We start from the raw sequence: 21963 nt of genomic DNA, 5'->3' as shown, positions 1-21963 counted from the left end.
GTTACTGGCTGACGTCGGCGCCGAAGTACTTGTCGGAGAGCTCGGCGAGCGTTCCGTCGGCCGTGAGGGTCGCGAGGGCTGCGCTCACGGCGTCGGCCAGCGCGGTGCCGTCCTTCGCGAAGGCGAAGGCGCTTTCCGAACGGTCTTCGGTCTCCGCAGCGATCTTCAGATTGTCGGCGCCGTTGGACTTCTGGTAGTCGAGAAAGGTGAGTTTGTCGTTGACTGTGGCATCGACTCGACCCTGTTCGACCAGGGCGACCGACTGGGCCCAGCCCTCGACTCCTTCGACGGTCGCGCCGCTCTCGGTGGCCAGGGCGTTCCAGTTGCTGGTGAGGGACTGCGCCGTGGTCAAGCCCTTGAGACTCGCGAACGACGTGATTGACGTGTTGTCGGCGGGAACGACGATGACTCCGGTGGAGTAGGTGTACGGCGTGGAGAACACGTACGATTCGAGGCGTTCTGGGGTTATCGACACCTGGTTGGCAATGGTGTCCCAGCGGCCGGCGGTGAGGCCGGCGAAGATGGCGTCCCACTGGGTCTCTTCGAATTTCGCTTCGACGCCGAGCTCGTCGGCAACGGCGCGGGCCACCTCGACGTCGTAGCCGGTGAGCTCGCCCGAACCGTCTTCGTGGAACGAGAACGGCCGGTAGGTGCCTTCGGTGCCGATGGTAAGGGTACCGGAGTCGAGCACGCTGCTGAGCGAGTCGTCGGTGCCAGTTGCGCTGTCCGCCGCGGGGGCGGAGCAGCCCGTAAGGGCGAGGGTAGCGATCGACAGCACGGCGACGGGAATGAATCTGAGCTTCATGAAAGGAATGCCTAACGAACTCGTTGGGGCGGGCGGGTTGTGCCGCGCTGCCCCAGAATGTGCGGAGGCCGCGGGTAGCGGCGTCCCAAGCGTAACAAGGCGCTGGCGGCCCTGAATATTCCTGTTACGTTCAATGAAGCGGCGCACTCGGCCGATCTGCCGACCGCTCAGACCGCCGGCTAGGAGCGCACGGCCAGGGCGAACGGCAGCACCGCCGAAGCCCCGTGCTGGCGCAGTACGCGGCTCGCCACGGTCAGGGTCCAGCGGCTGTCGGCCAGGTCGTCGATGAGAAGAATGGGGCGGCCGGCGAACGGGGCAAGGGCCTCGGCCAGCTCGGGGCCCACAGCGAAGCGGTCCCACACGCTTGACAGCCGGTAGGCACTGTTGCCGCCCGGCTCCCCGGTGGGGCCGCCGTTCGCCCAACTCAGGGAGCCGAGCCACGGCAGCCGACCGATACTAGCGAGTGACGCTGCCACCGAATCGATCAACAACGGATGCCGCCGCGACGGCACCCCGACGATGGCCGCCGGCCGGTCGGCCCACCCCCACTCGGCGAGCACGCGCACACAGGCGGCCAGCATGGCCGGCGGGGCGGCGGCATCCGTGCCTTGCGTCTCGAACAGGTCGCGCAGGGGACCGCCCCAGCCGAGGTCGGTCAGTCGGGCCAGCGCGCGGCCGGGCTCGGCGCGATCGCCGAGCGCAATCTTTCCGGTCGCCGCGACGCCCAGGTTGTTCATGCCGGTGGGCCACTGGGCGCGTACGTCGATGGCGACGCCGACCCGGTCGAGCGATTTCGCGGCCGTCGCAGCGGCGTCGTCAGCCACATCGCTTGGATACCAGACGCCCTGGCAGTTGTCGCAGCGACCGCAGGCCACTGCGCTGTCGTCGTCGAGGGCTCGCTGCAGAAATTCCATCCGGCATCTCGTGGTGTTCTCAAATTCGAGCATGGCCTGCTGCTCGCCGAGCCTGGCGGCCGCGATGCGTTCGTAGCGCTCCTGGTCGTAGACCCAGGGCTGCCCGGTGGACTGCCAGCCGCCCTTGACCCGGTGCACGGCGCCGTCTACGTCGAGCACCTTGAGCAGCAGCTCGAGCGGCGTACGTCGAAGGTCGACCCGGGCTTCGAGCGCCGGCGTCGACAGGGGAGCTCCGGCGGCTTCGAGTGCGCCGATCACGGCGAGGGCCTTGGCCTGGTTGGGCATCGAGGCGGTGGCGAAATAGTGCCAGATGGCCTCGTCTTCGGCTCCGGGCAGCAGCAACACATCGGCCGACGCCGTGGCCCGGCCGGCACGGCCGACCTGCTGGTAATACGCCACGGGGGAGGACGGCGCGCCCAGGTGCAGCACGAAGCCGAGGTCGGGTTTGTCGAAGCCCATCCCGAGGGCGCTCGTGGCGATGAGGGCCTTGACCTGGTTGGTCTTGAGCAGCCCTTCGGATTCCTCGCGTTCGGCCGTGTCGGTCTGGCCGGTGTATGCACGCACGGCGTGACCGGCTTCGCGGAGCAGCCGCGCGGTGTCCTCGGCGGCCGCGACCGTGAGGGTATAAATGATGCCGCTGCCCGGCAAGTCACCGAGGTGGCTGAGCAGCCAGGCCAGCCGGGCCCGCGAATCGGGCAGGCGCAGCACCCCGAGTCGCAGCGACGACCGGGCGAGCGGGCCGCGAATGGTGACGACCTCGGCCGTGCCCGCCGTGGTGCCGGTGCCGGCACCGTTGAAGCCGGTGGCGACCATACCCACTTGCTCCGCGACATCCTGCACGACCCTGCTGTTGGCGGTGGCCGTGGTGGCGAGCACCGGGACGCCCGTCGGCATCTGCGCGATCAGCTCGCGCAGGCGGCGATAGTCTGGGCGAAAGTCGTGGCCCCAGTCCGAGATGCAGTGTGCTTCGTCGACCACGAGCAGGCCCACATGGGCGATCAGGGTGGGCAGCTGCTCATCCCGAAAGGACGGATTGTTCAGTCGTTCCGGCGACACCAGCAACACGTCGACCTCATCGGCGTCGAGCTGGCGCAGCACATCGCTCCACTCGTGCGCGTTCGACGAGTTGATCGACACCGCACGCACCCCGGCCCGGGCCGCAGCGGCCACCTGGTCGCGCATCAGCGCCAGGAGCGGAGAGACCAGAATGGTCGGGCCGGCGCCCTGGCGTCGAAGCAGCAGCGTGGCCACAAAATACACGGCCGATTTTCCCCACCCGGTGCGCTGCACCACGAGGGCGCGGCGGCGGTGGTCTACCAGGGTTTCGATGGCCTCGTACTGTCCGTCATGCCAGGAGGCGTCGTCTCGCCCCACGAGCGTACGCAGAATGGCCAGAGCGGATGCGCGGGTGTCGGTCATCCTTCAAGGGTGCCAGATGCCGCCGACACTGCGGGGCGCTGCACGACCTGGTAGATCGCGCCATCCGGCGTGCGAGAGACCAGGCCCGCGTCGACGAGGTATCGCCGCAGGGTGACCACGTCGTCGACGACCACCGTGAGACGGATGCCCAACTCGCGTTCCGACATTCGCTCTGGTGGCAGCGCAGCGGCGACCCATCCCAGTAGTTCGTCACGATCAGGCTGCTTCGCCGGGTATTGCTCTATCCGCTCGTTTCGAATGAACCGTTCCGCACCGTCGCGCCGCACTTCGGGTGTGCTCTCCAGGAGTTCACCGAACACCGCGGTGACGGCATTACCGTCAGCATCGAGCAAACCGGCATCCTGGAGCGCGGCGGCGGCCTTCGTTCGTTTGGATTCGGCCAGGTCGGCAGACTCCTCAAGTGCCGCAGCGGCCCACACCGTCCTGCGATCGGGGTGGGCGAGTGCCGCGACGACGCGGCGCCATTGGTTAGCCATGTCCCCAGTGTGTTGCCCGCGGCAATCCTCTGCAACCTCCTCAGATTCTCACTGCTCTCGCTGGTCACTGGTGCGTGTCGCGGGGCATCCGTCGCGTTCCGACGGGATCGCTCAGTAGGCTCGGTGGGTGAACGTGATTCAGGAGATCGAAACGCGACTGCCGGAACAGGCCGTCGTCGGTTTCCGCCGACTCATCGGGCAGGCCCGCGTGAAAGATGCGGTGCTGTTGCAGGAACGGGCCATGGCGCGCATGGTAGCCCCGGCGCAGTGGATTCTGACCCGGGTCGGGGCCGACGGCATCTGCTTGACCAAAGCCGGGCACCTGCCGCCCGCGGTCGTCGTCGAAGCCTCCGCCGAGCTCGACTGGGGCTGGCCGATCAGCGTCAACCGCGAGGTGCACCTGCGACCGCTGCAGGAGCTGCGCGGGCACCTGCGCGACGTCGGACTGCTGCGGGTCAGCAAAGGAATGCTGGTGCTCACCAAAAAGGGCGCCGCCCTGTCCGGCTCTCCCCGCGAACTCTGGTGTCATCTCGCCCGCACCATTCACTCCAGCCGCACGCCCGCCGTCGCTGACGCCACCCGCCTGCTGCTGCTCTTCGTCGCGACCCGCGGGCTGGCTCGCCGCGACGACTACCTCACGACCCTGTCTCGCGCGCTCGGATCGCTGGGCTGGGTCCAGTCCGACGGCCAGGAACCGACGACGGAATCGGTCTGGCACCTCGTCGACACCAAATGGCGCCTGCTCGACCGGCTCGGCGCGTTCGAGCAGACCGAGGCCTGGCACGGCGACCGCGGCACCGTCACGGTCGGTGGCGCGGCCTTCGCGCGCGCTGCATTGCAGGCCGACGCACCGGATGACGCGCCCGCCGAGTAGGTAGCTGGCCGCGGCATCCGCTTGTCTGCGCGGGTGGTTGGATGGATGAATGGATGCCACACCGGACTACATCGCTGATTTCTCCGTTTTTCTGCAAGCGTCACCGTCGTCATATCACGCCGCCGCTGAAGTCGCCCGGCTGCTCGATGCGGCCGGTTTCACCCGGCTGAGCGAGTCGGAGGCGTGGACCGATGCCGCCACCGACTGCTACGTCGTGCGCGACGGCGCCGTGATTGCTTGGTCGCAGCCGGCCAACGCCGGGCCCACCACGCCGTTTCGCATTCTCGGCGCCCACACCGACTCCCCGAGTTTCAAACTCAAGCCGAAGCCTACGATCGGCTCGCACGGCTGGCTGCAGGCCGGCGTCGAGGTTTACGGCGGGCCGCTGCAGAACTCCTGGCTCGACCGTGAGCTCGAATTAGCCGGCCGGCTGGTCACGCAGGATGGCACCGAGCACCTCGTGCGTACCGGGCCGTTCCTGCGCATCCCGCAGCTCGCTGTGCACCTCGACCGCGAGGTCAACAACGGCCTCACTCTCGATCGGCAACGTCACCTCACGCCCGTCTTCGGTGTCGGCGAGGCATCCGAGGCTGACCTGCTCGCCCACCTGGCCGGTCTGGCCGGGCTCAAGGCAGCGGATGTTGCCGGTTACGACATCCTCAGCAACGACACCCAGCCGCCCGCCACCTTCGGGCTGGGTAACGAGCTGTTCGCCGCCGGACGCCTCGACAACCTTTCCTCGGTCTACGCCGGCCTGCACGCCCTCATCGCGACCAGCGACCAGAAATCGGGCGGCTCGATCAGCGTGCTCGCCGCATTCGACCACGAGGAACTCGGTTCGCAGTCGCGTTCCGGAGCGAGCGGACCGCTGCTGGACGACATTCTCACCCGCATCGGCCACGGCCTCGGCGCTACCGGCTCTGATCGCCTGCAGGCCTACGCCGAATCGTGGTGCCTGTCGGCCGACGCAGGACACGCCGTGCACCCGAACTATCCCGAGCGCCACGATCCGGCCAACCATCCCATTCTCGGCGGCGGCCCGCTGCTCAAGATCAATGCCAACCAGCGCTACGCAACGGATGCCCACGGCGCCGCCCTCTGGGCCCGCACCTGCGCCCAGGCGGGCGTCGACTACCAGGAATTCGTCTCCAACAATACGGTTCCCTGCGGCTCAACGATCGGACCGCTGACCGCGACCCGGCTGGGCATCCGTGTGGTCGACGTGGGCGTGCCGCTCTTGTCGATGCACTCGGCCCGGGAGCTGTGCCACGTCAACGATCCGCAGGCGCTCGCCGCGGCAACCGCAGCCTTCTTCGCACCGGAAGTGTAGCGGACCGCCGGCTCAGGCGGTCAGCTCGTCGGCACCATTGATGCGCGCGAGCCGCGCGCGGGCGGCATCCTCTGAGGTTGAAGAGGGACCGAGCAGGGTGCCCACCACCCCGAGAACGAGCCGGGTACCTAAAACAACAGGCAGACGAGACCGCTTGAGGCCCAGCATGTCGCGATACTCGCGGGGAATCGACGCCACGGCGCCGGCGAACATGATGCGGTAGAACGGCAGCATGCCGCGGCTGAGCGGCGGGTAGCGGATGAACCGCACGGCTTCCGCGACGCGTGCGTCACTTTTCAGGGTGCCGGAGCTGCGAAATCCCTCGAGCTGGGCGGCGAGTTCGTCGGCCGAATGCGGTGCATTCTGCACTCCGATGAGTTCGCCGGCCGTGGCCCATTCGTTGACGTAGCGGTCGGCGCCGCCCGGAATCGTGTCGCCCCAGAGCAGATGGGATTGCAGAAAAGCGTCGGTGAAGACGACGTGCACCCACGACAACAGCTCGGGATCACCCGCGGCATAGGGGCGTTCCTCGCCACGCGCGTCGAGGTAGGTGCCGCTCACCCGGTCGTGAAAATGGGCGACCCGACCGGATTCCCGCTGGGCGACGACGGTATCGGCGAAAGTCACCGTGATGAGCCACTGAATGGTGCCGGAGAGACGGCCGAGAGGGTCTGCGTGATACCGGGACCAGTCGTGCACGCCGGCCATAGCGCCCGGGTGCAGGGTCTGCATGAGCAGCGCGCGAATGCCGGCGACCATGGTCGCCATGCCCCCGTGAACGGCCCAAGCGGCACTGCCAGGGCCGAAGTAGCCGGCATCGTCGCCGGTGGCGATCTGGCCGACCCATTTCGGCCGACCTTCGCTGTTCCCCGAGAGCGTCACCAGGAGGTGCGAGCGCCAGCTGTCCGTGAATCTGCCCATTCTCGGATGATAGCCCCGACTCGCTGGACGCCCGCCGCGAACGACGGCGGCACAAGCGGTGAGTTTCGAAGTTCTTCGGGGAAGACCCGGCATTACTGGGCACGGGGCCCGGGCCGAGAACGGGGCCCAGTTTACAAACTGGGCCCCGTTCGCAACATAGAACATGTTCGTGGAAAACCCGAGCGAGACCAGTTCGAATCCCGTCATCACGGCGGTGGAGCAGGATCGGGAGATTCTGTTGGCGGCAGACGAGTTCCATCGCCACGGTCGACCAGGTCGGCGTCAGAAATCGTGCGTGAACTGGTCATGGCGGTACTCCCACACGGTCGTCGGCCGGGGCCGAAAGGACGACCCATCCGCACCTGTTGCGCAGAAGGCAATTGCTACGACAGCTGTACGCCGGTTCGGTCCCGGGCACACCCCTTGATTGCCCGCTCGGCACTGCATCCGCTGACACCCGAAGTAGGCTAGTTAGGTGAACAAGGGATACACAACACGATGACCGCGTCCGTGAAGGCAACTGATCTGGCAGCACCCAGTACCAACAGAAAAGTCATCGCGCTGGCCGTCGCCGGTGCCCTCGGCGGGTTTCTGTTCGGGTTCGATTCTTCGGTCATCAACGGCGCGGTCAATGCGGTGCAGCAGGAATTCGGGCTGAACGCCACTTTGACAGGTTTCGCGGTAGCGTGCGCGCTGCTCGGCGCCGCGGCCGGAGCATTCTTCGGTGGGCGCTTCGCCGACCGCTACGGACGCATCCCCATGATGGTGCTCGGCGGCGTCGTGTTCCTGATCAGCTCGATCGGCTCCGGCTTCGCGTTCGGCGTCGTCGACCTGATCGTCTGGCGGGTGGTCGGCGGACTCGGTATCGGTCTCGCATCCGTCGTCGCACCGGCCTACATCGCCGAAATTTCACCCCGGCAGATGCGCGGCCGGCTCGGCTCGTTGCAGCAGCTCGCGATCACCCTCGGAATCTTTACGGCCCTGCTCTCCGACGCCGTGTTCGCCGAGAGCGCGGGCGGCGCCGGCAGCGAGTTCTGGTTCGGCGTCGAAGCCTGGCGCTGGATGTTCCTGGCCGGTGCCGTACCCGCCATCGTCTACGGCGGTATCGCGTTCATCCTGCCGGAATCCCCACGTTTTCTCATTCTGAAAGACAAAGAAACGGATGCCCGCGCCGTCTTCACCCGGCTCTGGCCGAGCGGTGACGTGGACCGGGAGATTCGCGACATGCGCCGCTCGATCGAGGTCGATGCCCGCTCGCACAAGTCCGGTTCGCTGCGCGGCAGAGCGTTCGGTCTCAAGCCGATCGTCTGGGTCGGCATCATCCTCTCGGTGTTCCAGCAGTTCGTCGGCATCAACGTGATCTTCTACTACTCGACCACCCTGTGGTCGGCGGTCGGTTTCGCGGAATCGAACTCACTTACCATCTCGGTGATCACCAGTGTGACCAACATCCTGGTCACCCTGGTCGCGATCGCCCTGGTCGACCGGATCGGACGGCGACCAATTCTGCTGGCCGGGTCCATCGGTATGACGGTTTCGCTCGCCACAATGGCGGTCGCGTTCAGCCAGTCGGTCACTCTCGACGGTGAGCTCAGCCTGCCCGGGGCCTGGGCCCCGATCGCGCTGGTTGCCGCGAACCTATTCGTGATCTCGTTCGGAGCTTCCTGGGGACCGGTGGTGTGGGTGCTCCTCGGTGAAATGTTTCCCAACTCCATTCGCGCCAAGGCCCTCGGGTTGGCCGCGGCCGCCCAGTGGATCGCGAATTTTCTCATCACGGTCAGCTTCCCCCCGATGGCGGATGCGTCCCTGCCGATCACCTACGGGCTCTACGCTCTGTTCGCCGGGCTCTCGTTCTGGTTCGTGCTGCGCAAAGTGCCCGAAACCAACGGAATGTCACTCGAGGAAGCCGACACCCTGTTGCCGCCGAAAAACTCGGCCAGGAAGACTACTGCGACCAACTAAGTACTAAAGCAGTGCGCGGTAAAACCCTCAAGCCCCCGAACGGGCTGTCGCGTCGAGCGGGGTTTGCGGATAACTTCACAACACAAGATTGTGGAGTGTGACCATGCCCGAACGTGGATACGCCGTTATATGTTTGAAAACCACCGGACTGTTCCCGTATCAGCGGGATCGGGTCGTCGAGGTCGCCGTGGTGCACCTCGACGAGGGTGGTCGCATTGCTGAGCGCTGGGAAACGGTGATCAACCCCGGAAGCAACGCCGGCGACGTGGCGAACCACGGCGTCAGCACGGCCGAACTGCTTCGCGCGCCGACCTTCGAGCAGATTGCACCGCGCCTGGTCGATCTGCTGCGCGGCCGGGTATTGGTGACGCACAACGCCCAGTTCGTCACCGGATTTCTGATGCGCGAGTTCGAGCTGATTGGCTACGCCCCCGGGCGCGGACTGGAGGCGGTCTGCACCATGCAGTTGGCCCGCACGTATTTGCCCGGGGCCGGTCGGCTCCTCGTCGATTGCTGCGCCGCCTATGACATCGAAATCGGACCAGGCCCCGGTGCTCTGGTGCAGGGCGTGGCGTGCGCGAGCCTGCTGGCCGCCTACGTGCACGGCTCGCCGACAGCTGCACCGTGGATCGACGCGCTTGACCGCGCCGAGCGTTCTGCCTGGCCGAGAATTGCGGCGGGTACCGACGCCGAGTGGGTGCAGCGCGACCCGTTAACTCCGCGCGACGTGGTGGCAAGACCGAGCTTCCTGGCCCGCGCGGCCGTGAAACTCCCCGACTACACCGGCCCTGAGGAACACCTCGACTACCTCGCCCTGCTCGATTTGTGCCTGCTCGATCGGGTTCTCGGGCCTCGGGAAACACATGAACTTCGGGTCCTGGCCGAATTCAGTGGCATCAATGCCGCGGAGTGCACCGCGCTGCACCGTCGCTATTTCGAGGATCTCGTGCGGGTGGCCTGGTCGAACGGAGCTCTCAGCATCGCGGATTCCGCCGATCTGATCGCGGTCGCACGCATGCTCGACGTCGCTCCGGAGGTCGTTGCCGCAGCACTGGCGGCACCCGCATCGGTGGTGCAGCTGCCGATCGCGTCGATCGACACCGTGCTGCTGGAGCAGGGCGACATCGTCGTGCTGACCGGTGACATGGCCCGTGCCCGCTCCGACTGGAGCCGGGAATTGGTCGCACGGGGCCTGTCCCTGGGTACGGCGGTCACCCTGCGCACCCGGCTGCTCGTGGCCGCGGACCCGGCGTCACTCACCGGCAAGACCGGCAAGGCTCGGGACTACGGCATTCCGATCGTCTCCGAATTCGGCCTGCGCTCTCTCATCGGGGTGCGCTGACCGCGTTCATTCGTGGCGTGAGCCCTCGCCGGCCGACCATTTCTCTTCAACGTGGCCGAACCGCCAGGCGGCGAGGGCTATGACCCAGGCGAGGGCCAAAAAGGCGACCACCGCAAAACCTACGTTCCCTGGTCGAGGTGGCCGATCGTGGCGAGCGCGTCGAGCAGACCCCGACACGGACTAGCGCCGACCCCTCGCTAGACTGGCTGCCGGGGGCAATGACATGAAGAAGAACTACAAGGCGGCCGCGATTCTGCTGATCGTGCAGGGCGGACTGATGGAATTCAGCGTCTTCATCGGAGTCATTCCCCTGCTCCTGCTCGGGGTAGAGCAGGGCACCATCTCGGAACATTTCTCGTTCATCGTGCCGTACCTGCAGGACAATCTTTATCTCATGATGGTGATGAGCGGAGTGTTCGGTGCCCTGCGACTGATCGGGGCGATCGGAATTCTGCGCGATCGCCTGTGGGGCCTGGCACTCTCGGTCATCAATTGCATCGTCACGATGGCACTGATGATCTCTCTTCTTCCGGCCGGAAATCTCGACGGAATCTTCTCAGGAACAGCACTGATCCTGATTCTGACCGCCTACTTCGGCACCCAGAAAATCTCCGATGCTGTGGCCGAAGCGCCGGCGAGGGTCGAGCAGCACCAATGACCTGTCGAACTGGTCAGAGGGTCGCCCGGCGCCAAGCCGGTGACGGCCACCAGCTCTCCCCAGCGGATGCGGCACCTGTCCAGCACCGTCAGTGCCGTACCCGACCGGCGGTCATCGCGCAGCAGTCCCAGCAACGGATTGCCGGGCTAGCGGCGGCGCGGAGCGGCTTTCTCCGCGCACATGATGCAGAGGTCAGCGGCCGGTTTAATCTCCAGCCGCCCTTGCGGAATGCGTTCGCCGCCGCGCACGCACAGGCCATAGCTGCCGTCGACGATCCGCTGCAGGGCCCGATCGATCGCCGCGAGTTCTTCGACGGCTTCGCCCTGGAACCCCGACATGCGTGACCATTCGGTGCGCAGCGAGGACGCCTCAGCGTCGTGGGCGCCGTCGGCCGAGCCGTCGCTGCGCGAGCTTTGCACGCCGGCAAAGGTGTCTGCGAGGCGCTGGGACTCTAGGTTCAGTTCACGCCGGCGTTCGCTGAGAGCGGTCTCAAACGCGTGTAGTTGAGCGGGGTCAAAGGGTGAAACGGTCATGTTCCATGGTCTCACGGCCCGGTTGGCCGCTGTGGGCTGGTCCGTCAACGGGCCGGTGTGAGCAAGCGCGGCTCAGATCTGGCCGCGCAGGTACTCCTCGATCGTCACTCCGCGGGCCGCAGCGCGCTGCACCAGGCGCCGGTGTTCCTCGGCGCTGAGCGAGAGCATCACCCGGTGCAGCTCACTGGTGCTGCGTATCGCGTCGGGGCCGTGCGGGTCGGTGAGGTCGCGGTGGTCCTCGCCGATGTCATCCCTGAGGTCGTCGAACGAGAACAGCTCGTCGTGCGAGTAAGCGGCGGCCCGCTCGGTGACCCGGCCCGAGGTGAGGGTCGGCGCGCCCGTGCCGCTCTGCCCGACGGATGCCGCAGCTCGCGCCCCCACCACCGGTTCGGCTACCGCAGCAGCCCCGGCAAAACCAGGCCCGGCCGGTGCCGGCCGACCGCGTTGAAACGCCTCGGCCGCGCCGCGCGCACGCTCATCGGCAGCCTCGTTGAGCGGATGCCCGACATGTCCCTTGACCCATTCGAAGCGGTACCGGCGGCCGGCGATGGCCTCGTCGATCTCCTTCAGCAGGTCGAGGTTCATCACCGGTTTGCCGTCGCCCTTGCGCCAGCCCTTGGCCTTCCAGCCCTTCATCCACTTCGTCACCGAGTTGATCACGTACTGGCTGTCGCACAGCACCAGCAGGTCGTCGTCGATGTGCGCTGTCGCGCGAAACAGTTCGAGCACGGCCTTCAGCTCGCCCTGGTTGTTGGTGGCGTGCTTCCAGCCGCCGGCCGCCCACGACGAGTCGTCGACGTACCAGGCCCAACCGGCCGGTCCGGGGTTTCCGAGGGCAGAACCGTCGGCGGCGGCGGTGATCGTCATGTGCGGGCCTTTCAAACAGCGGATACGCAGGGCGCAGGTCGTCCAATTCTGCCACGCCCGGCATCCGCTGCCAGTATCACCGGACCACGCCTGGAATGTGTCCGTCATGTAACAGCGCCCCAACATCCCACCGAACAGCCTGTGATGATCTGGTGATCGGAAGGTAACGGGTGCCACGTTGGCCGGAAACACGCGCTGGCTAACGTCGAAGCAGGGAAGCCGCCCGGGCTGCCTGCAGCTCTGCACCACCTCCTGAGGGGATTTCGATGACATCCAGCACCGTTGAATCAGCACCAGGCACCACCGCACCCAGTACCGATGAGGCGGTGCTGGTGCACCGTCCGGGTCGATGGATCGACAATTGGAACCCCGAGAACAAGAAGCAGTGGCAACAGGGTGGCAAACTCATCGCCTCCCGCAACCTGAAATGGTCGATCTTCGCCGAGTTCCTCGGCTTCGTGGTCTGGCAGCTCTGGAGCATCGTCGTCGTGTCGCTACCGGCCGCCGGCTTCACCTTCTCCACCGCCGAGGTGTTCTGGCTCATCTCCATGCCGAGCCTCGTCGGCGCCACGCTGCGCTTCCCGTACACCTTCCTGGTCCTCAAGTTCGGTGGCCGCAACTGGACGATCATCTCGGCCGGACTGCTGTTGATCCCTTCGATCGCTCTCGGCTTCTGCGTCGGCAACCCGGACACCCCGTTTGGCGTCATGCTGTTCGTCGCCGCGCTCGCCGGCTTCGGCGGCGGCAACTTCGCCAGCTCGATGTCGAACATCACCTACTTCTACCCGCAGAGCCAGAAGGGCTACGCGCTCGGCCTGAACGCGGCCGGCGGCAACCTCGGCGCTTCGATGGCCCAGCTCATCGTGCCGATCGTGATCACCCTCGGCGCTGTCGGTACCCTCAATATCTCGCTCGCCGGCTGGTTCTGGATCCCGTTCATCCTGGTGGCCATGTGGGGCGCCTGGAAGTACATGGACAACCTCACCAACGCCAAGGCCGACTTCGCCGGATCCATCGCCGCAGTGAAGGAGCCGCACTTCTGGATTCTCGCCATGCTCTACATCGGCACCTTCGGTTCCTTCATCGGCTTCGCGAGCGTCTTCCCGAAGCTCATCGCCGACCAGTTTCCCGCCTACTCCACCTTCCAGGTCGCGTCCGCCTCGCTGTCGCTCGCCTTCATCGGCGCCTTGGTCGGTTCGCTGGCACGCCCGGCTGGCGGACGCCTCGCCGACCGCTTTGGCGGGGCATCCGTCACCGTCGCAGCCTTCGGCGTCATGGCCGTCGGTGCCCTCGTGGTGGTCGCGGTGCTGCCGCTCGGAAACTTCTGGGCGTTCCTCGGCAGCTTCCTGCTGATCTTCGTCGCCACCGGAATCGGCAACGGCTCGACCTACCGTATGATTCCGAGCGTGTTCTCGGCCAAGAGCGGAGTGAAAGACGCCCACCAGAACTCGGGTGACGTCAACACGCAACGCAAGACGGCAGCAGCCCTCGGCCTCATCTCGGCTGTCGGAGCCTACGGCGGATTTATCATCCCGCAGGTGCTCGGCCACTCCAAGACAACGACCGGCGACTACTCCAGCGCGATCTACGCCTTCGCCATGGCCTACGTCGTCATGATGTGTGTCACCGCCTTCGTCTACCTCCACCGCGGCTCGTCCGTCGCCGGCCAGAAGATCTAGGAACCCATGCCCGTGGCCCGAACCCACTGCCCGTACTGCGCCCTGCAGTGCGCGATGACGCTGACCCCGGTCGAAACGCCGGTTGAAACGGATGCCGCAGCATCCGTTTCGCAGGCCACCGCAGTCGTGACGGTCACGGGCCGGGAGTTTCCGACCAACCGCGGGGGCCTGTGCAAGAAGGGCTGGACCTCTGCTGAACTGCTCACATCGCCGGACCGCATTCTCGAACCCCTGCTGCGACAGGCTGACGGTACCTTCGAGCCGGCCTCCTGGAGCGACGCACTCGACCTCGTCGCCTCGAAACTCCGCGAGGCCCGGGCGGAACACGGGGCTGACGCGGTCGGCGCGTTCGGCGGCGGCAGCCTGACCAACGAGAAGGCCTACCAGCTCGGCAAGTTCACCCGAGTGGCGCTTCGTTCCAGCCGCATCGACTACAACGGCCGGTTTTGCATGTCGAGCGCCGCCGCCGCGGGAAACCGGGCGTTCGGCCTCGACCGGGGATTGCCGTTTCGGGTCGACGAGCTCGACGCGGCCGACACCATTTTGATTCTCGGCTCCAACGTGGCGCAGACCATGCCGCCGGTCATCGGCCACCTCGAGGGCGCCCGCGCCGCTGGCGGCCTCGTGGTCGTCGACCCCCGCCGCACCGCGACCGCCCGACTCACCGACGACGGCGCCGGCATGCACGTGCAGCCGACCCCCGGCAGCGACCTCGTGCTGCTGCTCGGCCTGACCCACATCGTCATCGCCGAGAAACTCGCCGACCTCGATTATCTGGCGAGCCGCACCACGGGCTTCGACGCGGTGCGCCGCAGCGTGAGCCAGTGGTGGCCGGCCCGGGTACAGGAACAGACCGGCGTGCCGGTCTGGCAGCTGCGTGAACTAGCCCGGCGCCTCGCTGGCGGGGCTGCGCGCGGAGCAGCGACCGGCAGCGGCACCTACATCCTTACCGGGCGGGGCGTCGAGCAGCACGCCGATGGCACCGACACGGCCACCGCCGCGATCAATCTCAGCCTGGTGCTCGGCCTTGTTGGCACGACGCACTCCGGCTACGGCACGCTAACCGGCCAGGGCAACGGGCAGGGTGGACGTGAACACGGGCAGAAATGCGACCAGCTGCCCGGCTACCGCAAGATCAACGATCCCGCCGCGCGCGCGCATGTCGCTGGGGTCTGGGGTGTCGACCCCGATAGCCTGCCTGGCGTTGGGCTTCCCGCGGTCGAGTTGCTCAGCTCGCTGGGCGAGCCGGGCGGCATCCGCTGCCTGCTCGTGCACGGCTCTAACTTGGTCGTCTCGGCTCCGAACGCAAACCGGGTGCGCGCCGCCCTGAAAACCCTCGACTTTCTGGTCGTCGCCGACTTCTTCTTCTCCGAAACTGCCGTGCTCGCCGATGTCGTGCTGCCGGTGACCCAGTGGGCCGAAGAGGAGGGCACGATGACCTCGCTCGAGGGCCGCGTCATCCGTCGCCGCCTGGCCGTCGACGCGCCGGAGGGCGTGCGCAGCGAACTGTGGATCTGGCAGGAACTCGCTCGCCGGCTCGACTCGGCGTCAACGTTCAGCGCCGAAGCGTCCGAGGTGTTCGACGAACTCTGCCGGGCGTCGGCGGGAGGCCTGGCCGACTATTCCGGGCTCAGCTATGAGTTGCTCGACTCCGAAGAGCCGGCCTTCTGGCCGTATCCCGCAGGGTCCACCGGAACGCCCCGCCTATTTCTTGACCGCTTTGCCCACCCCGACGGCCGCGCCCACCTCGTCGCCGTCCAGGCCAGTCGCCTCGGTGCACCGGCGCAGGTCGACGGCACCCTCACGCTGATCACCGGCCGCCTGCTCGAGCACTACCAAAGCGGCACCCAGACCCGGCGGGTGCGCGAGCTCGCCGATGCCCAGCCGGAGGCCCGACTGCAGCTGCACCCGGCTACCGCGGAGCAGCTCGGCATCATCGACGAGGCCTGGGTCGAGGTCAGCAACGACCGGGGAACGGTGCGCTGCCGGGCCGAGGTGAGCACCGACATCCGCTTTGACACGGTCTTTCTGCCGTTTCACTTTGCCGGCGATCAGCGTGCCAACCTGCTGACGGACGACGAGACCGATCCCGTGAGCGGTATGCCCGAATTCAAGAAGACGACCGTTCGAGTGCGTGCGCTCGTGGAAGCAGGCGCCCATGTCTGAACACCGGAACTCTGAGCACATCGTGCTGGTCGGCTACGGCCCGGTCGGTGCCCGTTTCGTCGACGAGCTGCTGCCGCTCGTGCGGCAGGGCGCGGCGATACTGACCGTAGTCGGGGCCGAGAGCGCGGACGCCTACAACCGGGTGCTCATCGCCGAATATGCCGTCGGCAACGCCGACCGGGAGAGCCTGGATATCACCGACACGCTCGCCGCCCGAGAGGCTGGCGTGCACCTGCGCCTGGGCCTGAGCGTCACGGCCATCCTCCGCAGTCGCCGTGCGGTGTCGCTCAGCGATGACACGCTGTTGCGCTACGACCGGCTCGTGCTCGCCACCGGCGCCCGTGCCAACGTGCCCACCCTCGACGGCGTCACCCGCGTACACCGCGATCGCCAGGCGCCGCCAGCGGATGCCGCCACCCTCGACACCAGCGGCGCCCCACTCCCGCGCGGGGTCACCGTGCTGCGTGACCTCGACGACGCGCAGCGGGTGCTCGCGGCCGTGACTGCCGGAGCCCGCATCGTCGTGCTCGGCGCGGGCGTGCTCGGTGTGGAGATTGCTCTCGCTGCGGCGACCGCCGGTGCCCAGGCCTGCGTGGTTTATCACGGCGAGATTCCCATGGCACGCAACCTCGACCGCGGCGGCGGCAGCGTGCTCGCGCAGAGCGCCCGCCGGGCCGGCGTGACCATGGTCAACCACTCTCGCGCCGAGAGCCTGCTCTTTCACGAGGACGACGACGGAGTGGACCGGTTCGACGCCCTGATCTGTGCTGACGGCAAGCAGATCCACGGCGACCTGCTGCTGCTCTCCTGCGGTGTCGGCGCCCGCATCGAGCTGGCCCAGCTGGCGGCCCTGCCGGTGTCGACCGGAATCCTGGTCGATGAAAACCTACAGAGCTGGGGAGACCCGCGCATCTACGCGATCGGCGACTGCGCGCACGTGGCTCCTGCGCCTCGCGCCGGCGCTTCCACCGCGCTGCCCTCCGGCGGGCCCAGCGGCCTGATCGGGCCGGGCTGGCGCCAGGCCGACTGGTTGGCAGCGCGATTCACCGTCGAGATGGTAGGCCGGGGTGCGGCGTTGCCGCTGGCGGCTTCGGTGTCGGCCGTGGTCATGCTGAAGTCCGAGGGCATCGACGTCGTGTCGGTGGGAAACACTGGCGCCGACCCGTGGGATCGTGCCGCTGATAACGCCAGCATCGACGCCCACGCTGCCGGCTGCTCCGGGGCACCGCTGAGCGTCTCGCAGTGGGCCGACCCCGAGCACGGGCGCTACGTGAAAATGGTCACCCGTGACGGTATTCTCGAGGGGTTCGTCTGCGTCGGCATGCCGCGCACCGCCGCCGAACTGACGCTGCTGTTCGAGCGCGGCAGCGAACTGCCAGCCGATCGCTCCGTCCTGCTGCGCTACGACGGGCCGGACTACGAGCCCTCCGCGGGCAGTGCGTTCGACCCGGGTGCGACCGTGTGCTGGTGCAACGGGGTCACGGTCGGAGCCATCGCCGACTCGGCCGCGGCCGGCAACACCAGCGTCGCCTGCATCAGCTCTGCCACCAGGGCCGGCACCGGATGCGGCGGCTGCAAAATGCGCATCATCGACGTTCTCGAGCGCTTCGCCACGTCCGAGCCCGCCGCTGGAACAGCCGGGTAGGCATCCGTTTCTCCCGGATTTCTAGGGAAAATGTTACAACCCAAGAAAATGCTGAGCTTTACCCGGTTTCGCCACGGGTGTGGCCGTTACACTGCTGCACGACCGACTTGATTCGAGGGAGAATTTACATGCTCAGCAACCTGACCGGATGGCATTTTCTGATCATTCTCGTCGTGATTCTGCTCTTGTTCGGCGCTCCGAAACTGCCAGGGCTCGCCCGCAGTCTCGGTCAGTCGATGAAGATCTTCAAGAGCGAGATCACCCCGGAGCGCACCGAGGAAACACCGACCGACAGCAGCTCCGGCACCGATTCGAGCGGCATGCCGAACCCGAAGGTCTAGGCCAGATGGTCGTGCAGGGGGTGCGGAGCGCCCCGGATAAAGGTGCAAACAAGCGCACAGGCAAGATGTCTCTCGGACAGCACCTGCTGGAGTTGCGCAAGCGGCTCTTTCTGGCGGCCCTCGGCATCCTGGTCGGTGCGATCGCCGGCTGGTTTCTGTCGAGTTTCGTCTGGGACGGCCTGCGCGAGCCGATCTACGCGATCGTGCGAGCCCAGAATCGCAACGCGCAGATCAACTACCCCGACATTACGAGTGCGTTCGACCTCAAACTGCGCATCTCGTTCTATGTCGGCCTGATCGTCTCGAGCCCGATGTGGCTCTACCAGATTTTCGCGTTTCTCACCCCCGGGCTCACCCGCAAGGAAAAGCAGTACACCTTCGGTTTCTTCTTCACTGCCGTGCCGCTGTTTCTGGCTGGGTGCGCGGCCGGTTGGTACGTGCTGCCGCACGTGGTCGAGCTCATGACGAGCTTTGCGCCCCGACAGGATGCTGCGCTCATCAACGCGCAGAACTACTTCGACTTCGTGCTCAAGCTCATGATCGCCATCGGAATCGCGTTCGTGCTGCCGGTGTTCATCGTGCTGCTGAACTTCGCCGGGGTGATCAGCGCGCGCTCTATCATCAAATCCTGGCGCGTGGCGATGCTCGTCATTATTCTGTTCACCGCCATCGCGACCCCGGCCGCCGACCTGGTGTCGATGTTCCTGCTCGCCATTCCCATGGTGGTGCTCTACTTCGCCGCCTACGGTATCGCGGTGCTCCACGATCGCCGGGTGGCTCGCCGGCTACCCCCGGTCGGCAGCGACGGGCTCCTGCTCTGACTCGCTAGCTGGCACGAGCGGGCGCGGGCCGCCGGCATCCGCTCTGCTGGCGTCCAGTCGCGCCGGAAAACATACAGAACGCAAAAACCTACAAAGTGAGCATAATTCTTATCGTTTGCTTACGTCCGTGTCCAGCCATCCGGGAGATTGATTTGAGCGGGTAGGTTGCCGTTGTTACTTCAGACACACCCGGCACATTCGCCAATCGACAGGAGAACAAGGATGTTTGATCAGGGTTTCATTACCAGCGCTATCAACCGCAGTGCAGAGAATTCTTCGGATCGCCGAAACTTTCTGCGGGCGGCTGGTGTGGCCGGGTTCGGTGTGGGAGCAGCCATGCTCGCCACTGGCTCACCGGCTTTGGCCGCGGAATCGACCGGCCCGGCAGCCGCGCCGAGTGACGCGTCCATTTTGAACTTCGCACTCAACCTCGAGTACCTCGAGGCAGAGTTCTATCTGCGGGCCACGACCGGCAGCGGGCTGCCCGACAGCATGACGACCGGAACCGGTACCCGCGGCGGCGTGACCGGTGGTCGGATGGTGCACTTCAAGACGTCGATCATCAAGAAGTACGCCGCCGAGATCGCCGCCGACGAGAAAGCTCACGTGGCCTTCCTGCGGTCCGCGCTCGGCAGCGTCGCCGTGTCACGCCCCAAGATCAACCTCGACGCGAGCTTCACCGCCGCCGCCCAGGCGGCCGGACTGGTCAAGCCCGGACAGAAATTCGATGTGTACGCGAACGAGGCGAACTTTCTGTTCGGCGCGTTCATCTTCGAAGACGTCGGAGTCACCGCCTACAAGGGTGCGGCGCCACTGATCTCGAACAAGACCTACCTCGAGGCGGCCGCCGGCCTGCTCGCGGTCGAGGCCTACCACGCCGGCGTCATCCGCAGCACGCTCTACGCGCTCGGTGTGGCGCTGCCCTCGGTGTACACGACCGTGCAGGCGATCTCCGATGTGCGCGACGCCGTCGACGGCCCGACCGACCTCGACCAAGGCATCGGCAACGCATCGAAGGCGAACCTCGTGCCGACCGACGCCAATGGCCTGGTGTTCAGCCGCAGCGCCGCCCAGGTGCTCAACATCACCTATCTCAACGCGGCTCCGGTGCGTTCGGGCGGGTTCTTCCCGGCCGGCGTGAACGGTGTCATCAACACCAGCGGTGCCAACGGCTAGCCCGTCATCCCAAAGCGCGCGGGAGTTGCGCCAGTACGCGGGAGGCGAAACTCCGGCGTACTGGCGCAGCTCCAGCGTCGCGCGTGACGCGGAAAAGTGCAGGTGGGGCCGCGAACACTGACAGTGACGGTGCGGGTGGCCGCTGAGGCCGAGCGGGCGACACTGTGGCGCGACGTGATCGTGGCGAGGGCGTTGTTCTTCGCGCCCTACGAGCACAAGGCCGGCTGCACCGTGCCGATCGCGGTGCTTTGCCCACGCTAGACCGGCCCGGGTGCAGGTTCAATCATGAGCTCGGCAGGCAAACCTACGCCCAGCGCGTCACTTACGAGACGGACACCGAAATCTCGTGCAGTCCGGTGGCCCCGTCGGGCGCGACGTCGGCAGTGGCCGACGTTTGCACGAGACCCTCGGCATCCGTTGCCCGCACCTTGACGGTATGGTTACCGATGGTCGCATCGCTCCAGGTGTAGGCCCACTGCCGCCAGGTGTCGACGGAGATCGCGTCGGCGAGGGTGGCGTCCTTCCACGGGCCGTCGTCGATCTGCACGGAGACACTGCTCACTCCCACGTGCTGCGACCAGGCGACGCCGGCGATGACGACGGATCCGGCGGGCACCGAGGTGCCGTCGCGCGGCACGTCGACCCGGGAGGACAGCTTGACCGGGCCGAGTTCGGACCAGCCTCGCGGAGTCCAGTAGCCCTGTTCCTGATCGAATCGGGTGAGTTTGAGCTCGACGACCCACTTCGTGGCCGAGACGTAGCCATACAGCCCGGGCACGACCATGCGCACCGGGTAGCCGTGCTCGAGCGGCAGTGGTTCGCCGTTCATACCCACGGCAAGAATGGCGTTGCGACCGTCGGTCAGCGCTTCGATCGGGGTGCCGGCCGTGAAGCCGTCCTGGCTCGTGGAGAGCACCATATCCGCCCCGCTCGTGGGCGTGGCGCGGGCCAGCAGCTCGCGAATCGGGTAGCCGAGCCAGGTGGCATTACCGATCAGGTCGCCGCCGACGTAGTTCGACACACAGGCCAGGGTGGTCGTGCTCTCCTCGAGTGGCAGCGCGAGCAGCTCGGCGAAGTCGATCTCGACCTCATTCTCGACCATGCCGGTGACTCTCAGCCGCCAGGTCGTGGGGTCGATCCGCGGCACGCTCAGGGCGGTGTCGATGCGATAGAAGTCCGCGTTCGGCGTGATCAGCGGGGTGATGCCCGCCACGTCGAGGCTCGCCCCGGCCGGTATTGCGGCCTGCCGAACGGATGCCGCTGGCAGCGTGAATAACGCGCGCGCGGCATCCGCTGCCCTGGTCGCTGCGGCGCTGAGCTGGCCGCCGACCAGGGCGAGCAGCCCGATGCCCGCAGTGACGCCGGTGTAGACGAGAACGCGGCGGCGGTCGGGGCCAGGCGTTTCGGCGCGGTCCGAGGTGTCAAAGGGTGCGCCCGGTTTGAGCGCCCCGTCGCGTGTGGCGGCGGTGCTCTCGGTGGCTCGAAGTATCGGCAGCCTCGTGGTGAGGAAGGTCAGCGCGATCGCGGCGACCCCCATGGCGACAACCGCCGGCACCGCGTCGAGGGTGGAGGCGCTCGAGCGGGAGAGCGCCGCGAACAGGGCGATCGCGCCGATCAGCACGACAAGCAGACGGCCGAACGGCGGACGCCTCGATTCAAGAATGCCGGCCAGAGCGGCGACCACGGCCAACACGAGCACGATGGTGACGATGAGCACGAACTTGTCGGCCGTGCCGAACAAGCCGATCACGAGTTCTTTGACACCGGGCGGAACAATGTCGATGACGAGCGCGCCGACGGTCAGCACCGGGCTCGCGCCGGGGGCGATCCATGCGGCAGTCAGCTCGGCCAGGCCCAGGCCGGCCAGGGCTGCGGCGAGTCCCGCGGCCGCCGGGCGCCAGAGGGCCCGGGCGCGGCGGGGGGTCGCAGCCGCAGCGGTATCGGGGGTGACATAAACCATGCCGCCAGCCTAGAACCGGCGGCTGTGATTAGCACTCTGCCCGGGGTCCGCGC

19 protein-coding genes are annotated in these 21963 nt (G+C 66.8%); 12 read left to right on the top strand and 7 right to left on the bottom strand.

Annotation, left to right across the window (positions count from 1 at the left end; translation table 11 throughout):
- Position 1: 1 nt before the first annotated feature.
- From CXY78_RS11160 to CXY78_RS11150, 3 genes are all read right to left on the bottom strand, one after another.
- A complete protein-coding gene (locus CXY78_RS11160; protein WP_104089373.1) occupies positions 2-805 on the bottom strand; it encodes an amino acid ABC transporter substrate-binding protein in 804 nt (267 codons plus the stop codon).
- A gap of 179 nt (positions 806-984) precedes the next feature.
- Positions 985-3138 carry an ATP-dependent DNA helicase RecQ gene (locus CXY78_RS11155; protein WP_104089371.1) on the bottom strand — a complete coding sequence of 718 codons (2154 nt, stop codon included), beginning with the start codon at positions 3136-3138 and terminating at the stop codon, positions 985-987.
- Complete coding sequence (locus CXY78_RS11150; protein WP_104089370.1) at positions 3135-3635, bottom strand: DUF2087 domain-containing protein; 501 nt, start codon at positions 3633-3635, stop codon at positions 3135-3137. Before CXY78_RS11150 ends, CXY78_RS11155 begins: the two co-directional genes overlap by 4 nt.
- 127 nt (positions 3636-3762) lie before the next feature.
- Here CXY78_RS11150 and CXY78_RS11145 point away from each other — a divergent pair, with 127 nt between their 5' ends.
- Both CXY78_RS11145 and CXY78_RS11140 read left to right on the top strand, forming a co-directional pair.
- On the top strand, positions 3763-4509 hold the full coding sequence (locus CXY78_RS11145) for a hypothetical protein (protein WP_104089368.1): 747 nt from the start codon (positions 3763-3765) through the stop codon (positions 4507-4509).
- Positions 4510-4558: 49 nt separating this feature from the next.
- Positions 4559-5839, top strand: coding sequence for a M18 family aminopeptidase (locus CXY78_RS11140; RefSeq protein WP_104089367.1), 1281 nt, complete (start codon positions 4559-4561; stop codon positions 5837-5839).
- Between the two features lie 12 nt (positions 5840-5851).
- Here the strand turns inward: CXY78_RS11140 and CXY78_RS11135 are convergent, their stop codons facing one another.
- Positions 5852-6760: an oxygenase MpaB family protein gene (locus CXY78_RS11135; protein WP_104089365.1), complete on the bottom strand. Its 909-nt coding sequence runs from the start codon at positions 6758-6760 to the stop codon at positions 5852-5854.
- 498 nt (positions 6761-7258) lie between these two features.
- Between CXY78_RS11135 and CXY78_RS11130 the strand changes: the two genes are divergently transcribed.
- The 3 genes from CXY78_RS11130 (at position 7259) to CXY78_RS11120 (ending at position 10722) form a co-directional block, all read left to right on the top strand.
- The gene (locus CXY78_RS11130) at positions 7259-8722 is read left to right on the top strand and encodes a sugar porter family MFS transporter (RefSeq protein ID WP_092340614.1); all 1464 of its coding nucleotides are present in this window, start codon (positions 7259-7261) and stop codon (positions 8720-8722) included.
- Between the two features lie 103 nt (positions 8723-8825).
- Positions 8826-10064, top strand: coding sequence for an exonuclease domain-containing protein (locus tag CXY78_RS11125; RefSeq protein ID WP_092340615.1), 1239 nt, complete (start codon positions 8826-8828; stop codon positions 10062-10064).
- A 223-nt stretch (positions 10065-10287) separates the two neighbouring features.
- Positions 10288-10722 carry a hypothetical protein gene (locus CXY78_RS11120; protein WP_092340616.1) on the top strand — a complete coding sequence of 145 codons (435 nt, stop codon included), beginning with the start codon at positions 10288-10290 and terminating at the stop codon, positions 10720-10722.
- 146 nt (positions 10723-10868) lie between these two features.
- Here CXY78_RS11120 and CXY78_RS11110 read toward each other — a convergent pair whose 3' ends face one another.
- On the bottom strand, positions 10869-11255 hold the full coding sequence (locus tag CXY78_RS11110) for a TraR/DksA C4-type zinc finger protein (protein ID WP_092340618.1): 387 nt from the start codon (positions 11253-11255) through the stop codon (positions 10869-10871).
- A gap of 72 nt (positions 11256-11327) precedes the next feature.
- Positions 11328-12122, bottom strand: coding sequence for an RNase H family protein (locus CXY78_RS11105; protein ID WP_092340619.1), 795 nt, complete (start codon positions 12120-12122; stop codon positions 11328-11330).
- Positions 12123-12388: 266 nt separating this feature from the next.
- On the opposite strand from CXY78_RS11105, the gene CXY78_RS11100 reads away from it, so the two are divergent.
- The 7 genes from CXY78_RS11100 to CXY78_RS21050 all read left to right on the top strand — a co-directional run bounded on the left by CXY78_RS11100 (position 12389) and on the right by CXY78_RS21050 (position 20211).
- Positions 12389-13801: an MFS transporter gene (locus tag CXY78_RS11100; RefSeq protein ID WP_104089363.1), complete on the top strand. Its 1413-nt coding sequence runs from the start codon at positions 12389-12391 to the stop codon at positions 13799-13801.
- 6 nt (positions 13802-13807) lie between these two features.
- Positions 13808-15967, top strand: coding sequence for a molybdopterin oxidoreductase family protein (locus CXY78_RS11095; RefSeq protein ID WP_104089362.1), 2160 nt, complete (start codon positions 13808-13810; stop codon positions 15965-15967).
- Entirely contained in the window at positions 15960-17612 is a 1653-nt protein-coding gene (locus tag CXY78_RS11090) for an FAD-dependent oxidoreductase (RefSeq protein WP_092340778.1), read from the top strand. The genes CXY78_RS11095 and CXY78_RS11090 overlap by 8 nt, the downstream gene beginning before the upstream one ends.
- 128 nt (positions 17613-17740) lie before the next feature.
- Positions 17741-17953, top strand: a complete 213-nt coding sequence (tatA, locus tag CXY78_RS11085; protein WP_092340622.1) for a twin-arginine translocase TatA/TatE family subunit — start codon at positions 17741-17743, stop codon at positions 17951-17953.
- A 65-nt stretch (positions 17954-18018) separates the two neighbouring features.
- Positions 18019-18774, top strand: coding sequence for a twin-arginine translocase subunit TatC (gene tatC / locus CXY78_RS11080; protein ID WP_092340779.1), 756 nt, complete (start codon positions 18019-18021; stop codon positions 18772-18774).
- A 222-nt stretch (positions 18775-18996) separates the two neighbouring features.
- Positions 18997-19950 (top strand): ferritin-like domain-containing protein, encoded by a 954-nt coding sequence (locus CXY78_RS11075; RefSeq protein WP_092340623.1) that lies wholly within the window; start codon positions 18997-18999, stop codon positions 19948-19950.
- Between the two features lie 102 nt (positions 19951-20052).
- Positions 20053-20211: a hypothetical protein gene (locus CXY78_RS21050; RefSeq protein WP_158252830.1), complete on the top strand. Its 159-nt coding sequence runs from the start codon at positions 20053-20055 to the stop codon at positions 20209-20211.
- 61 nt (positions 20212-20272) lie between these two features.
- On the opposite strand, the gene CXY78_RS11070 is transcribed toward CXY78_RS21050, so the two are convergent.
- Positions 20273-21910, bottom strand: a complete 1638-nt coding sequence (locus CXY78_RS11070) for a molybdopterin-dependent oxidoreductase (protein WP_092340624.1) — start codon at positions 21908-21910, stop codon at positions 20273-20275.
- Positions 21911-21963 lie beyond the last annotated feature (53 nt).

The sequence above is a fragment of the Cryobacterium sp. N19 genome, assembly GCF_002929595.1.
GTDB classification, from domain to species: Bacteria; Actinomycetota; Actinomycetes; order Actinomycetales; family Microbacteriaceae; genus Cryobacterium; species Cryobacterium flavum.
The sequence above is the reverse complement of the archived record's forward strand: the minus strand, read 5'-3'. Positions and strand labels throughout refer to the sequence as shown.

Excerpts from the sequence above, each read along its gene's own strand:
- CXY78_RS11125 (WP_092340615.1), top strand. The coding sequence starts at position 8,826 with ATGCCCGAACGTGGATACGCCGTTATATGTTTGAAAACCACCGGACTG.
- CXY78_RS11140 (WP_104089367.1), top strand. The coding sequence starts at position 4,559 with ATGGATGCCACACCGGACTACATCGCTGATTTCTCCGTTTTTCTGCAA.
- CXY78_RS11110 (WP_092340618.1), bottom strand. The coding sequence starts at position 11,255 with ATGACCGTTTCACCCTTTGACCCCGCTCAACTACACGCGTTTGAGACC.
- CXY78_RS11075 (WP_092340623.1), top strand. The coding sequence starts at position 18,997 with ATGTTTGATCAGGGTTTCATTACCAGCGCTATCAACCGCAGTGCAGAG.
- CXY78_RS11135 (WP_104089365.1), bottom strand. The coding sequence starts at position 6,760 with ATGGGCAGATTCACGGACAGCTGGCGCTCGCACCTCCTGGTGACGCTC.
- CXY78_RS11070 (WP_092340624.1), bottom strand. The coding sequence starts at position 21,910 with ATGGTTTATGTCACCCCCGATACCGCTGCGGCTGCGACCCCCCGCCGC.
- tatA (WP_092340622.1), top strand. The coding sequence starts at position 17,741 with ATGCTCAGCAACCTGACCGGATGGCATTTTCTGATCATTCTCGTCGTG.
- tatC (WP_092340779.1), top strand. The coding sequence starts at position 18,019 with ATGTCTCTCGGACAGCACCTGCTGGAGTTGCGCAAGCGGCTCTTTCTG.
- CXY78_RS11150 (WP_104089370.1), bottom strand. The coding sequence starts at position 3,635 with ATGGCTAACCAATGGCGCCGCGTCGTCGCGGCACTCGCCCACCCCGAT.
- CXY78_RS11160 (WP_104089373.1), bottom strand. The coding sequence starts at position 805 with ATGAAGCTCAGATTCATTCCCGTCGCCGTGCTGTCGATCGCTACCCTC.
- CXY78_RS11105 (WP_092340619.1), bottom strand. The coding sequence starts at position 12,122 with ATGACGATCACCGCCGCCGCCGACGGTTCTGCCCTCGGAAACCCCGGA.
- CXY78_RS11100 (WP_104089363.1), top strand. The coding sequence starts at position 12,389 with ATGACATCCAGCACCGTTGAATCAGCACCAGGCACCACCGCACCCAGT.
- CXY78_RS11130 (WP_092340614.1), top strand. The coding sequence starts at position 7,259 with ATGACCGCGTCCGTGAAGGCAACTGATCTGGCAGCACCCAGTACCAAC.
- CXY78_RS11120 (WP_092340616.1), top strand. The coding sequence starts at position 10,288 with ATGAAGAAGAACTACAAGGCGGCCGCGATTCTGCTGATCGTGCAGGGC.
- CXY78_RS11090 (WP_092340778.1), top strand. The coding sequence starts at position 15,960 with ATGTCTGAACACCGGAACTCTGAGCACATCGTGCTGGTCGGCTACGGC.
- CXY78_RS11155 (WP_104089371.1), bottom strand. The coding sequence starts at position 3,138 with ATGACCGACACCCGCGCATCCGCTCTGGCCATTCTGCGTACGCTCGTG.
- CXY78_RS11095 (WP_104089362.1), top strand. The coding sequence starts at position 13,808 with ATGCCCGTGGCCCGAACCCACTGCCCGTACTGCGCCCTGCAGTGCGCG.